General features: G+C 31.6%; 10 protein-coding genes and 1 CRISPR repeat array. Of the genes, 7 read left to right on the top strand and 3 right to left on the bottom strand.

Translation table 11 applies throughout. From position 1 onward, the window contains the following. From AB1444_14930 to AB1444_14900, 7 genes are all read left to right on the top strand, one after another. On the top strand, positions 1 to 317 hold a 317-nt coding region (locus AB1444_14930), incomplete at its 5' end, for a WYL domain-containing protein (GenBank protein ID MEW6527948.1). 138 nt (positions 318 to 455) lie between these two features. Continuing rightward, positions 456 to 4250 carry a type V CRISPR-associated protein Cas12a/Cpf1 gene (gene cas12a / locus AB1444_14925; GenBank protein ID MEW6527947.1) on the top strand — a complete coding sequence of 1265 codons (3795 nt, stop codon included), beginning with the start codon at positions 456 to 458 and terminating at the stop codon, positions 4248 to 4250. Positions 4251 to 4253: 3 nt separating this feature from the next. Continuing rightward, entirely contained in the window at positions 4254 to 4814 is a 561-nt protein-coding gene (cas4, locus tag AB1444_14920) for a type V CRISPR-associated protein Cas4 (protein ID MEW6527946.1), read from the top strand. Then, positions 4808 to 5773, top strand: coding sequence for a type V CRISPR-associated endonuclease Cas1 (gene cas1, locus AB1444_14915; GenBank protein MEW6527945.1), 966 nt, complete (start codon positions 4808 to 4810; stop codon positions 5771 to 5773). The genes cas4 and cas1 overlap by 7 nt, the downstream gene beginning before the upstream one ends. A gap of 3 nt (positions 5774 to 5776) precedes the next feature. Continuing rightward, positions 5777 to 6049: a CRISPR-associated endonuclease Cas2 gene (cas2, locus tag AB1444_14910; protein MEW6527944.1), complete on the top strand. Its 273-nt coding sequence runs from the start codon at positions 5777 to 5779 to the stop codon at positions 6047 to 6049. 146 nt (positions 6050 to 6195) lie between these two features. After that, positions 6196 to 8125: direct repeats of the CRISPR family, unit length 36 nt; unit sequence GTCTAATAGTATTTGAAAATTTCTACTATTGTAGAT. Between the two features lie 466 nt (positions 8126 to 8591). Next, positions 8592 to 8858 carry a hypothetical protein gene (locus AB1444_14905; protein MEW6527943.1) on the top strand — a complete coding sequence of 89 codons (267 nt, stop codon included), beginning with the start codon at positions 8592 to 8594 and terminating at the stop codon, positions 8856 to 8858. Between the two features lie 59 nt (positions 8859 to 8917). After that, entirely contained in the window at positions 8918 to 9820 is a 903-nt protein-coding gene (locus tag AB1444_14900) for a hypothetical protein (protein MEW6527942.1), read from the top strand. A gap of 234 nt (positions 9821 to 10054) precedes the next feature. On the opposite strand, the gene hslO is transcribed toward AB1444_14900, so the two are convergent. From hslO to AB1444_14885, 3 genes are all read right to left on the bottom strand, one after another. Next, positions 10055 to 10945, bottom strand: coding sequence for an Hsp33 family molecular chaperone HslO (gene hslO, locus AB1444_14895; GenBank protein ID MEW6527941.1), 891 nt, complete (start codon positions 10943 to 10945; stop codon positions 10055 to 10057). Between the two features lie 15 nt (positions 10946 to 10960). Beyond that, positions 10961 to 12835: an aldehyde ferredoxin oxidoreductase C-terminal domain-containing protein gene (locus AB1444_14890; protein ID MEW6527940.1), complete on the bottom strand. Its 1875-nt coding sequence runs from the start codon at positions 12833 to 12835 to the stop codon at positions 10961 to 10963. Between the two features lie 836 nt (positions 12836 to 13671). Continuing rightward, positions 13672 to 14454, bottom strand: a 783-nt coding sequence (locus AB1444_14885; GenBank protein ID MEW6527939.1) for a radical SAM protein, incomplete at its 5' end; no start/stop codon positions are given.

Here is a 14454-nt window from a genome sequence, read left to right as displayed (position 1 = left end):
TACAAGAATATATCAGCTCTAATTATGGTATCTATAAAGGGAAAACAGGTTTAAAAGTATGCATACGTTTTTATGAACCGGTGCACAATATTGTAAAAAAACAGATATGGCATAAAGACCAGATAGTACATGAAGGCAAACATAATGAATATGGCACCTATATAGAATTAACTTTGCCAGTGCACCATCCACAGGAGCTTTTAGGGAAGATATTGCGATATGGAAAATACGCAGAAGTTGTAAGCCCACCGGATATACGCGCCCAGTGGATTACCGCTATTGAGGAAGCGTACAGGCGCTATTGCACAAAAAAATAATAACAGGGACAGTATATGTCACTGTGGGGATTTATATTGAAAATATGTAAATATTTTGTGTAAAGTTATTAAATGCACAATTTATATGGTATATGAAAAAATTATTAATTATAATAATAAATTTTAAGGAGGAATCAAATGGCTATAAATTACAATGATTTTACTAATTTATTTTCATTACAAAAAACGCTTCGATTTGAATTAAAGCCTGTAGGGAAAACATTGGAGAATATTAAAATTGCAGAAATTTTAGAACATGATGAAGATCTGGCAGATAAATATGAAATAGTTAAAAAGATTATTGATCGCTTTCACAGAAAACACATAGATGAAGCACTGAGTTTAGCTGACCTTAAAGAAAACATTTCATTATTGAAAAAATATAAAGAAATTTATTTTAAGAATAATAAAGATGTTGAAGATAAAAATGAATTCAATGAAATAGAAAAAAAATTAAGAAGAATCGTAGTTGATGTATTACAGGGAAAGACAAAACATAATAATTCCCAAAAAATAAAAGATCGTTATACAATATTGTTTAACAAAGAACTTTTTGACGATAAAGATTTTCTTTCATTGGTTCAAAATCAAGAAGAAATGGAAGCTCTTAAAGCTTTTAAAGGATTTACAACCCATTTTAAGGGTTTTCAAGAAAACAGAAAAAATATGTATTCCGAAGAAAAAGAATCAACAGCTATAGCTTATAGATTAATCAATGAAAATTTACCTATATTTATAACAAATATTATTCGTTTTGAAAAAGTTATTAATGAAATAGATAAACCTGATATTCAAACCATTGAAAAAGAACTAAAAGAAGAATTAGATAACAATAAATTAAAAGATATTTTTACTATTGAATATTTTCAAAATATCTTAACTCAGAATGGAATAACAAAGTATAATACAATAATTGGAGGAAAAACAAAAGCTGATGGCACCAAAGTGCAGGGATTAAATGAGTATATAAATCTTTTTAATCAACGCAGTAAAGACAAAAAATTACCATTCTTAAAGCCACTTTATAAGCAAATTTTAAGCGAAGAAAATACAGCTTCATTTATCATAACTGCTTTTGAAAAAGATAATGAGGTTTTACAATCTATTTTAGAATTTTGGAAAAAATATATTATAGAGGCAAAGGATTCAATAAGTGGTCAAAAGTATAATTTATTATCAAAAATCAAAAGTTTACTACAAAATTTAGATAAATTAAACGATAGCAAACTGGAAGAAATATATTTTGATAATAAAAATATTGCAACTATATCAAACGATGTTTATGGGCAATGGAATTTAATACGAGATGCTTTGCTTAACTATTATAATTCAATTAATGAAATGAATAATAAAAAAGATTATTATTCATGGAAAGAAATTAAAGATGCCATTGTCTATTATAAACAATCTACAGATGAGTATAAGGATATTGATGAAAAGGCTTTTTTAGTTTATTTTAAAGAAATGAATGTTAAAGATGAAGAAGATAACACTATAAAAAATTTATTTAACCTTATTGAAGAAAGATATAAAAAGGCAGAACCTATATTGCATGAAGACCGTAAAGACAGAAATGACTTACATCAAGATAAACAAAAGGTTGCTATCATAAAAGAGTTTTTGGATTCCCTCAAGTTATTACAAAATAATATAAAGCTTTTATATGTGGATGCTGATCTGGATAATATGAATTATGATTTTTATAATAAATTATCAAATTATTATGAAACATTGCGTGCCTTAAATTTATTATATAATAAAGTTCGAAATTATATGACAAGAAAACCCTTTTCAGAAGAAAAGTTTGCTTTAACATTTAATAGTCCTACCTTACTTGATGGATGGGATTTAAATAAAGAAAAATCAAATTTAGGTATTATTTTGAGAAAAGATAACAAATATTATTTAGGCATAATGAATAAAGATGACAATACAATATTTGAAGCATATAATGATGAACCTGTAACTGATTATTATGAAAAAATGGTCTATAAATTACTTCCCGGGCCAAATAAAATGCTTCCCAAAGTATTCTTTTCAACAAAAGGTTTGGAGTATTATAAACCATCAAAAGATGTTTTAGATTTATATAAGAAAGGAGAATTTAAAAAAGGCGAATCCTTTAATAAGAAAAGCTTACATAAATTAATTGATTTTTATAAACAAGCAATTTCAAAGAATGAGGACTGGAGTGTTTTTGAATTTAAATTTAAAAATACAAATGATTATGACGATATCAGTCAATTTTATAATGATGTTGAAAAACAGGGATATAAAATATTTTTTAATAAGATTAGCACAAGCTATATAAATCAGTTAATAGAAAATGGTAAGCTATATCTTTTTCAAATTTACAGTAAAGACTTTTCTGAATATACTAAAGGTAATCCAAATCTTCATACTACTTACTTTAAAAATATTTTTAGCGAAGGTAATTTAAATAATGTGGTTTATAAGTTAAATGGCGAAGCAGAGGTCTTTTATAGAAAGAAATCTATTGAATATACTGAAGAAATAAAAAAGAAAGGGCATCATTATGAAGAATTAAAGGGGAAATTTAATTATCCCATAATAAAGGATAAGCGATATGCAGAAGATAAATTTTTATTCCATGTCCCTATTACATTAAATTTTAAAGCAAAAAGCAAGACCGATGTCAATGCTATGGTTAGAGAGTACCTTGCATCAACAAAAGAAAAAATACATATAATTGGAATTGATAGAGGTGAAAGAAATCTTTTATATTTATCGCTTATAGATTTAAATGGGAATATAAAATTGCAACAGTCACTTAATGTCATTGATGTTAAAAAACCTAATAAAGGAATAGAGTTAATAGATTTTCATCAAAAATTAGATGAGAAAGAAAAAAAACTTGATGAAGCAAGACGTAATTGGGATGTTATTGAGAATATAAAAGAACTCAAAGAAGGCTATCTGTCACAGGTAATACATAAAATTGTGAAGTTGATGGTAGAGTATAATGCTATCTTAGTAATGGAAGACCTTAATTTTGGATTTAAACGTGGAAGGTTTAAGGTTGAAAAACAGGTGTATCAAAAATTTGAAAAGATGCTGATTGATAAATTAAATTATCTTGTGTTTAAGGATAAAAATTTTGATGACCCGGGCGGTAGTTTAAGGGCATATCAACTATCTGCACCATTTAATTCTTTTGAAAGATTAGGTAAGCAATGTGGAATGATTTTTTATGTTCCTGCACAATACACCAGTAAAATAGACCCAACAACAGGATTTTATAATTTTTTGAATATTGATGTTTCAAATTTAGCCAAAGCTAAGGAAACCTTTGCTAAGTTTGACAAAATAGTTTATAATAAGAACGAAGATTATTTTGAATTTCACTGCAAAATGATCAATTTTGAACTATGGAACCAATCAATAAGAAAATCAACAAAGAATGTTACTGCAAAATTCAAAGAATTACAATGGATTATTTGTTCTACTCATCATGATCGTTATAAAGTTGAAAGGAAAAATAATAATGTTAATTTTCGTAAGGTTAATGTAAATGAGGAATTAAAGAAACTATTTAGCAGTAAAGGTATAGATTATGAAAAATCAACAGATATAAAAAGTGAAATTCTGAATATAGAAGAATCAAAGTTTTTTAAAGAATTGGGTGATTTGCTAAAGATATTGGTGTCTTTACGTTATAATAATGGTAAGAAAGGAAGCGAAGAAAAAGATTTTATATTGTCACCTGTAAAAAATGCTACGGGTAAATTTTTCTGTACATTAGATAATGATAATACTTTACCCATTGATGCCGATGCCAATGGTGCTTATAATATTGCACTAAAAGGTTTGATGATAGTCCAAAGAGCTAAAATGCAAGAAAAGCTAAATCTATCTATATCAAAAGATGATTGGATTAACTTTTTAATAATGAATAAAAGATTATCCAGTTAAGAAATGGAAAGCTATATTCCAATTTCTATGTTAAATGATTTCATATTCTGTCCACGTTCCATATATTTTCATCTTGTACATGGTAACGTTGGACAGGATATGTATCATACCGAAGTTCAAATAAAAGGTAAAAGTGCGCATGAATCTATAGATAATAAACATTATTCAACGCGTAAAGAAATATTAATGGGTTTTGAAGTATATTGTGAAAAATATAATATATTGGGCAAAATAGATATATTTGATATTAAAAGTGGAAAACTTATTGAAAGAAAAAATAAAATAGTAAAAATATATGATGGTTATGTGTTTCAGGTATACGCACAAACATTTGCTTTAAGGGAAATGGGATACGTAGTTAAACAAATAGAAATTTATGATAAAACACATAATAAAAGCTATCCAATTGCATTGCCTGAAGATGATGAATCAATGTTTAAAAAATTTGAAAAGGTAATTGATGATATAAATTTGTTTGATTTGAACAACTCTGAATTTAAACCAAATGTAGAAAAGTGTAAGCAGTGTATATATTCTCATTTGTGTGATTATGAAATATGTTAAGTTTACCTGATTTTATGGAAAAAAGCATTGTAATATGTTTTACTACTGAAGGGCAGGCTATTTCATTTAAAAATGATAATGTATTGGTGAAGGATAAAGAAGGAAAAATAGTTCTTCAACATTCTTGCTATCGAGTATTTTCCTTGTGGATCGTAGGAAACACAACTATTACATCGGGTATTTTACAACGAAGTAAAAAATTTGGATTTTCAATTTACCTATTTTCGTATAGTTTTAAAATAGTTGGAGTATGGAATGCAAGTGCCGAAGGTAATTTTTTATTACGCCAAAAACAATATAATTATGAAGCTTTAGATATTGCATGGCATTTAGTAACCAATAAAATTAAAAATCAAATAAGTTTATTAACAGGAATACGATGTAAAACAGAAGAAGAGAAAAAAACCATAAAAGAAATAGAAGGATATCTAAATCAAAATTTCAATGATCTGGATTTAAAAAAGATATTGGGAATAGAGGGCATTACAACAAAACTATTTTTTACTATATGGTTTAAGGATGTGCCGTGGTATGGGCGTAAACCAAGGACAAAAATTGATACAACCAATACAATACTTGATATTGGATATACATATTTATTTAATATTATAGAAGCAATGTTGAATCTTTATGGATTTGATGTTTATAGGGGAGTGTATCATAGGAATTTTTATCAACGTAAGTCGCTTGTTTGTGATGTGGTAGAACCTTTCAGGTGTATTATTGATAAAAAAGTTAAAAATGCATATAATCTGGGACAAATAAAACCTAAAGATTTTACAAACTACCATGGTCGATATTTATTAAATATTGATAAAAATAGGCAATACACAAGCTGGATTTTAGAGGAAATAATGAAATATAAAAAAGATATGTTTTTATACATCCAAAAATATTATAGAGCTTTCATGCGTGAGAAGCCAATAACACAATATCCTGAATTTATCATTAAGGAATAAGATATGTTATTGATATCTTATGATATAAGCAATACTAAATTAAGGACAAGATTTTCAAAATTTCTTGAGAAATATGGAGAAAGGATTCAATATTCAGTTTTTGAAATAAAAAATAGCGAGCGTGTACTTAATAATATAGAAACAGAGATAAAGCAATATTTTGAAAAAAAGTTTGGTCAAACAGATAGTATCTTAATATTCCACTTAAGTGAAAAATGTAGAATTACTAGATATGGATATGCAAAAAATGTTGAAAATGACATACTGATAGTATAAATTGCAAACCTCTGTCTTAATGTAAAAAAAACACCATATAGCATTTCGAAATGGGGATAATAGCTCATTTTTATGCGAAAATCTATCAAATAAAGGCAAAAATTTAGCAAAAGTGGGGAAAAACTTGACAAAATCGGCCAAGACCTGTCTAATAGTATTTGAAAATTTCTACTATTGTAGATACGAGTATAATATCCCTTATACTATAAGGGTCTAATAGTATTTGAAAATTTCTACTATTGTAGATCCCGCCTCCAGGACGGCTTGTATATGGGGTCTAATAGTATTTGAAAATTTCTACTATTGTAGATATTGCGGTTATAGTTGGTAGAGCACGGGTCTAATAGTATTTGAAAATTTCTACTATTGTAGATCTATACAACAAATTGCGCAGCGCGACGTGTCTAATAGTATTTGAAAATTTCTACTATTGTAGATAAATATCGATTATTGCCAGTTGAATATGGTCTAATAGTATTTGAAAATTTCTACTATTGTAGATTCTTTCTGTCTTGCAGATATACAATCAGTCTAATAGTATTTGAAAATTTCTACTATTGTAGATTTATATCAGTTATCGTATTGTAATACAGGTCTAATAGTATTTGAAAATTTCTACTATTGTAGATCAAGTGAAGTTGCGAGTAGTGCTATTAGTCTAATAGTATTTGAAAATTTCTACTATTGTAGATATTCTCCCATTGAATACTGTTTGACGGTCTAATAGTATTTGAAAATTTCTACTATTGTAGATCTGACACCTATGCCAGGTGCATATCGTCTAATAGTATTTGAAAATTTCTACTATTGTAGATATATATATGGATATATACTAAAAGGAGTCTAATAGTATTTGAAAATTTCTACTATTGTAGATTTTTCGGTATCATTGCCATCCATAACGGTCTAATAGTATTTGAAAATTTCTACTATTGTAGATCTGGTGAGTTATGAAGGTACAGCCGAAGTCTAATAGTATTTGAAAATTTCTACTATTGTAGATTATGATTTTGGTTGATAAGCTCTAACAGTCTAATAGTATTTGAAAATTTCTACTATTGTAGATTATTCATTGTTATATGTTATTGATAAAGTCTAATAGTATTTGAAAATTTCTACTATTGTAGATGAAAGAAATGCTCGTGCTGGTTCCAGGGTCTAATAGTATTTGAAAATTTCTACTATTGTAGATATGCTAATGACGATGTTGTCGCGAGTGTCTAATAGTATTTGAAAATTTCTACTATTGTAGATTCTTTTAACTTATTATACATTTCAAAGTCTAATAGTATTTGAAAATTTCTACTATTGTAGATAGTTGAACTTCTCGCTGGGCACCCTGGAGTCTAATAGTATTTGAAAATTTCTACTATTGTAGATTTATACACAGAAAGATAGTCATTAATGAGTCTAATAGTATTTGAAAATTTCTACTATTGTAGATATTAGTCTGGGGTATTTGAACATAATGTCTAATAGTATTTGAAAATTTCTACTATTGTAGATAGCTACATCCCTATATAAAATTCTTACGGTCTAATAGTATTTGAAAATTTCTACTATTGTAGATTAATGATTTAGTTAAATGGAAAAATATGGTCTAATAGTATTTGAAAATTTCTACTATTGTAGATGCTGGTCTTCGTCATAATCTACCAAAAGTCTAATAGTATTTGAAAATTTCTACTATTGTAGATCCTACCAACACGATGTATTGACACGATGGTCTAATAGTATTTGAAAATTTCTACTATTGTAGATCCGATAATGGTTGCTATTTCTTCATGGTCTAATAGTATTTGAAAATTTCTACTATTGTAGATAAAAACTCATTGATAAGGACTATCGAAGTCTAATAGTATTTGAAAATTTCTACTATTGTAGATTACCATTCGTCGGATATTGCTCTTACTGTCTAATAGTATTTGAAAATTTCTACTATTGTAGATTCCTATACACTTTCAGGAAACAATTTATAGTCCAATAGTATTTGAAAATTTCTACTATTGTAGATGAGTTGTGGGATGAAATACAACCGATGTCTAATAGTATTTGAAAATTTCTACTATTGTAGATTTTCATCCCCTGTTTCTTTGTAACCGTCAAATTAACCCCATGTAATGTAAAGTAAAAAAAAGTACATTTAGATAACAATTGTCACGTGTGCATAGTATAATGATAAAAAGAGCATGAGGTAAATTGATAGAAACTATCGCCAATCATAAATGGGTAAGTAGAGAATTCAAAAAAAGGCATTGTCTTGTGCAGTTAAAAAAATTGTAACAGGGACAGTATATGTCACTGTGGGGATTTATATTATTACAAAAAAGCAAGGAGGGAAGATATGAAAATGTTTTGTTATTATTGCAAAAGAGTAGTGGACGCTATAGTCAATGGGCATAGATGTAAATGTCCTATATGCGGACGTGATCTTTAAAAAAAATTATCAGTGCTGTATATATTGTATTTATGAAAATATAGTTTAATCAAACAATAGAGTAATTTTAAAGGAATTTATTTTACCTCAATTCGGAGAGATACTATGATATATGGCAATGAGAGTTATGAGACATTCTTTGAATTTTTGGTAACATTGATAATAGTACTGACGTTTTACTTTACAACGAATATGTTTATTTATATACCAGCAATAATAATAGCAACTATTGTGATGGCATATAGAATTATACAAACACGGAAAGAAGTTATACAGAGAGTAATGTACGTGTGTGACAAGTTAAAAGTTAATAGAGAAGTATACATAAGTTATGATACAATACGGGAACAAAGTGAGGATAACGATGAATAGTATACAAAGACACATCCTAATATAGAAGTTAAAGAGGTAGGTATTAAAAAGGAGGGATTATGAAACTTACAAAGAAACAAGGCGGTATTGATTTACATGATTGGGCTCAAGGGTTAATCCGCCGTGAGTATGAACAAGTTTATGGGACAGTCCCGAAAGACTGGCTTAAGACAATACGGTATGATTTTATGAAGTTATATGACAAAGTTTATGTTGTACCAAATGACGTGAATATCAAGCCACAGGTAGTGTTTGATAATGTTAAGGATTTTGCTAAAAGCAATGGGCAATATATCGTACTATTCAGGGACAACACAGCTATTGTTAATGGAAGAGATCCGATAGATGTTGATGGTGCAGTATCAGTAACAACATCAGTATCCTGTGAACGGTTCGGTGTAATCGCATGCAAGCATGGATTGTACTATTGTGATATGCAGCGGGATGTATTGCATTGGGTAGGCTATAATCTACTGATACAATGTGCCAAATATTATCGCAATACGCTGGTACTTATAGCAGGGAACAGCGTCTATGTTGAAGGGCAGAAGTACAATATAGCTGCTACGTTAGATATTGACAATGTGTATGTGACTCGGATAGATGAATTTGGTACGCTTTATACGACAATAGGATTCATATACAACAACATACACGTCGTTATAGGTGACGAACCAACAAAGGTATTGTTTGGGTTTATGAATGGGTCGTTTTTGCCAGCGTGTGTATTATACAAAGGCGACATTTTTGTAGATTATGGTTATGAAACTAATGAAGCCAGAATAACATATTATCCGCACGGGAAGCTTAAGGATATTGAATACTCTTTGGGCAATATCTACGGGTATGATGAAGAAGATGGGTTACAGCTATTAGAGTTGTGCAATGAAACAGATTTTGAAAAAATTATGGACCAGTACAAAAATATGCTTGAAAAGAATGTAAGACAATTGGATGTCTAACGGTTCACAGGAAAAAGAGAATTTTTATGGGAAAAATATAAAGAGTAAAATCCTGTAGTAAATAATAAATAATAAAAAACAGGAGAAAATCATGGGAAAAGTAAAAAAACAGCTACAGTCCAGAAGACAAGGTAAGAGTAGTACTTGAAGGATTACAGTATCCGGATGGAATAGCAAAATACTGTCGGAGCTTTACACAAGTCTTTATATAAAAAAACTATATCTAAGGCTTTCTTAATGTATTTTAGCTTTTTTTAACATAATATTCTGCAATTCTTCTTCAGTAAATATATATTCTTTTTTGCAAAACACACAGGTTATATGTGCACCATGATCTTTTTGTATCATATCTTCCAGTTCATGATTTTCTACCGATTCAAGTATTGTTGCCAGTAGTTCTTTAGTGCACCTGCACCTGTGTTGTAAATGAGTTTTGCCAAGCTCTTTGATTTCTTTGCCAATAAGCTTTTCAATAATGGCCTTAATTGATTGTTCCTCTTCAAGCTTTTTATCAAGTGAAAAGCCATTTTGTAGCTTGCTTTCAATTAATTCTATAACATGCGATGGGGTATTGGGAAATGTTTGTATTAAAATCCCCCCTGAACGAGTAATAGCCCCTTCTTTATTGCAATTGACTGCAAGTATCAGTGCCGAAGGTATTTGCTCAGATTCCAGTAAGTAGTAAGCAATATCTTTTGCAATGTCACCATAAATGATGGGCGAAACACTTTTATACGGCTCCCGTAAACCTAAATCCCGTATTACTGTAATGATGCCTGCGCCCAAAGCTTTTGATATATTCAATTTGTCTGATTGCAGTTCAACGTCAACAGTGGGATTGCCAACATATCCGCGTACATTACCTTTGCCATCAACCTGTACCACTATCTCTTTTATTGGACCACTGCAGCTAATATTGATGCTCAACGTATTGTTTGAATGTGGTTTAATTGAAGAAGCAGCAAGCAGCAGGGCAGCGTTCAGTGTGCGCCCAAACGCTATGGTTGCATGTGGTGTTGTGTTGTGAATGCTGATCATCTCCTGCAATACATTTTTTGTCACTGCAGCATATATCCTGAGATTGTATTCCTCACAGATGTATCGTAAGCTTAGATTATCTTCCATGGTAGCTATTGCCCATTAAAATTCACGTAATGATTCATGCACGCCTTTTAAAATTTCAAACCAGTAATTGTATGCGGCTTCCTGTGGGTTTTGTTCAAATTGCGATATCCAGTGCAACAATTCTTTGTCGTTGACTTTTTCAACCTGATGCATGCGTTTTAAATATGTTGCAACAAAATCAATATTTCGTTGTGATTCCCAGTAAATTGACACATTGCGGCTGTTAATGCGACTTGCAGTCATGTCAAGGCTTTTCAAAAATTGTTGGTGCATCCCATACAGTGAATTCATGATTTCAGGAATCATGTCCTCAGCCCACAGCCGGTGGAAACGGCAAAAACCGGTGTTATCAAGCATAAGCTCTTTAATCATGCGGTGCGCGTTTTTACGTCCCAACTCACGTGGCGGCAAAAAGTCATTGCCATAATACATATAATACTTACCCATAATAGGCATGGGCGATAGTACCCCGGGAACCCAATACTGGTTGGGAACAATCCAGCCCTTGCGCGCGTTGGCGTTATATACAAAACAATCGATGATATCTTTACTTTTTTCACGAGCTAATTTGCGAGCAAATTTGCGCGCTCCTTCAGTAAAATCAAGAATTCCTTCTTTATGTATGATAGCATCAAGTAGTTTGCTTGCAATTTCAGCGTTGTGTTTTGAATCAGTTTCGGCACTGAAGTTAACATGCGAAAAAACAGGAAGGTGCGTAACACCCGCTTCCTGGGGTTTTATAAGTTTTTTATCAAGGCATTCCATAAGCCATGCAAGCACGCCACCAACCGAGATTGAATCAAACCCATACATATCAGCTTTGTGGACAAGCATCTCAGCTGACCTTTGATCAAACACGCCGCACAGGGGACCCATTGCCTGGTACGGTTCATAATCTTTTTTATAGATGTCGCGCATCTTTTTACAAACAGCAGCACATGGCTCGCCGCAGGTTTTCATGCTTTTGGTGGCTATCGTTTCTTCATTAAATTGTTTCAGGTAATGATCAACAACAAGCTTTTGATGAATAGATAGCCTTTCTTCTTCGGTCATGTAAATTGAGCGATAGTTAAATGCAAGGATCCTTCCGCCAATGGTAGCAAAATTAACACCAAAGGTACCACCGGTGTTAAATTGCGGGTCAAAGCGATATTTGGTGGTTGCCTCTAAGTCTTTGGCTGCAAGCTTTTTGCTGTATTTATCAATAAACCATTCATCGGCAACTTTACGGTCTCTGAAGTCTTCATCTATATATGTGCCACCGTATATGATAGCAGCAATGCCGTGCTCACGCAAAAGCTTTGAACCAAATCCACCACGTCCTGCCCAGGTATCAACCCAGGTAAGTGTTCCATCCTTCACAGGTGCTGAACACAATGCTCCAAAATCTGTTGCATATGAAGCAGGACCTGTGGCAATGACGCGTGGATCAGTTACATATTTATCAGCAAACATTGATAAAACTTCATGCATCAGGGAATACACACCACCGTGTCCACTTTCCCATATTTTGAATACATCAATGGGTTTTATTTCAATTTCAATTTCTTCACCATGAATACGGTTAAGATACAGCACCGAAGGTGTAGGGGCTTTTTTGGAAAGAGCAATCATGTTGATACCTAAGTTATCAAACACTAATCCTGCACCGCCCATAGATGAAATGAAAAAGCTATTCCAGCAGGGTGAGTAGCCGTTTATAAATAATCGGTTTGAACCAGGGAAGATTGAGCCAGCAAGCACCCCCACACCAATGTTGGTGGTATAGTAGCGCTGTGCAATGTGCAAACCTAAATCAATTGGACCAAAAAAATCGCCAATGGGATATCGTGCTAAGCGATAGTAGCCGGTTGAAAGGTCTATGAATAGTACTTTTTGATGATGGTGCATGTTTTTTCTCCTGTGAAAAATAATTCTGTAGAGTTTTTGCTGGTTACTGGCATATTGATTCATGCCCAAAATGACAAACAGTAAAGTCATGCTGAACGTGATTCAGCATCTTCATAAAAGGTAGTACTCTGCAATTCATAAAATTCACAATTTTACAGTTAATTAATGGATTACGGGTCAAGCCCGGAATGACTATAAGTAAATTCAAACCTTGAATGACAAGCAACAAATTCATGTCCGGAATGACAACCACTAAAGTCATGCTGAACTTGATTCAGCATCTCAATAAAAGGTAGTACTTTGCAATTCATAAAATTCACAATTTAACAGTCAATTCATGGATTCCGGGTCAAGCCCGGAATGACAATACGTAAAGTCAAGCCCGGAATGACAATACGTAAAGTCAAACCCGGAATGACAATAGGTAAAGTCATACCCAAAATGACAAATAGCAATGTCATGTCCAAAATAATAACCACTAAAGTCATGCTGAACGTGATTCAGCATCTCAATAAAAGGTAGTACTCTGCAATTCATAAAATTTACAATTTGACAGTCAATTAATGGATTCCGGGTCAAGCCCGGAATGACAATACGTAAAGTCAAACCCGGAATGACAATAGGTAAAGTCATACCTGGAATGACAAATAGCATTGTCATGTCCAAAATAATAACCACTAAAGTCATGCTGAACTTGATTCAGCATCTCAATAAAAGGTAGTACTCTGCAATTTATAAAATTCACAATTTGACAGTCAATTCATGGATTCCGGGTCAAGCCCGGAATGACTATACGTAAAGTCATACTGGACGTGATTCTGCAACTCCATTTAAATTTAACTATATACTACTGGTTCATGAATATCTGTAATACAAAATTGCAAAGTAATAGTATCAAATTCATTACGTAAAAAAGCAAGATTTTCTTTATGGGGGCCATAATATTCTGCAATAGTGTTTCCTGGCAATTCAATAGTTAGTGTTTGTGTATTGTTATGTCCCAGAAAGTTTTTTATAAGGTGTTGCAGCTTATTGCGGTAGTATCGGGATTTGACTAAGTAGCCAAACGAAGGATGATAGGGCCCGGCAAGGATGGTATCAGCTACTGTATCATCAAACGGATGTAAACCCATTCTGATCACTGGAATATTGTTTATTGTAAATAAGCCATACATATGAGCACACAAATCAATAGCTTCATCTAATGATAAAGGTGCATATTTTCCTTCTTTGTATAATGTTTCTAATTGGGTATCTTTTATGACAACAGTTGGGTAAATACGAACGCCATTGGGTTGTACTATAATGGCTTTCTGTGCTGTTTCAATTGATTTATCAAAAGAATCACCAGGAAGTCCGGGCATAAGCTGAATTATAAGGTTAAACCCATAGTCTTTAATGAGCTTTGAAGCATTGAGTATGTCCTGTACTGTATGACCACGTTGTGCTTGTTGGAGTACATCATCATGCATGGATTGAGCACCAAGCTCAATTGTTGTGACAGCATATTTTTTAAGTAGTGAAAGGATTTCGTCGTTTATGTAATCAGGACGAGTAGATAACCGTATGCCGTCAATTTTTTGCAAAGAGTAATATGCATAAGCTATCGCTAAATATCT

It is taken from the genome of Spirochaetota bacterium (assembly GCA_040756435.1).
Classification (GTDB): Bacteria; Spirochaetota; UBA4802; order UBA4802; family UB4802; genus UBA4802.
The sequence above is the reverse complement of the archived record's forward strand: the minus strand, read 5'-3'. Positions and strand labels throughout refer to the sequence as shown.

What these genes read in the sequence shown, in the direction of transcription:
- AB1444_14890 (MEW6527940.1), bottom strand. Translation starts at nt 12,835, where the DNA reads ATGCACCATCATCAAAAAGTACTATTCATAGACCTTTCAACCGGCTAC.
- hslO (MEW6527941.1), bottom strand. Translation starts at nt 10,945, where the DNA reads ATGGAAGATAATCTAAGCTTACGATACATCTGTGAGGAATACAATCTC.
- cas4 (MEW6527946.1), top strand. Translation starts at nt 4,254, where the DNA reads ATGGAAAGCTATATTCCAATTTCTATGTTAAATGATTTCATATTCTGT.
- cas12a (MEW6527947.1), top strand. Translation starts at nt 456, where the DNA reads ATGGCTATAAATTACAATGATTTTACTAATTTATTTTCATTACAAAAA.
- AB1444_14905 (MEW6527943.1), top strand. Translation starts at nt 8,592, where the DNA reads ATGATATATGGCAATGAGAGTTATGAGACATTCTTTGAATTTTTGGTA.
- cas2 (MEW6527944.1), top strand. Translation starts at nt 5,777, where the DNA reads ATGTTATTGATATCTTATGATATAAGCAATACTAAATTAAGGACAAGA.
- cas1 (MEW6527945.1), top strand. Translation starts at nt 4,808, where the DNA reads ATGTTAAGTTTACCTGATTTTATGGAAAAAAGCATTGTAATATGTTTT.
- AB1444_14900 (MEW6527942.1), top strand. Translation starts at nt 8,918, where the DNA reads ATGAAACTTACAAAGAAACAAGGCGGTATTGATTTACATGATTGGGCT.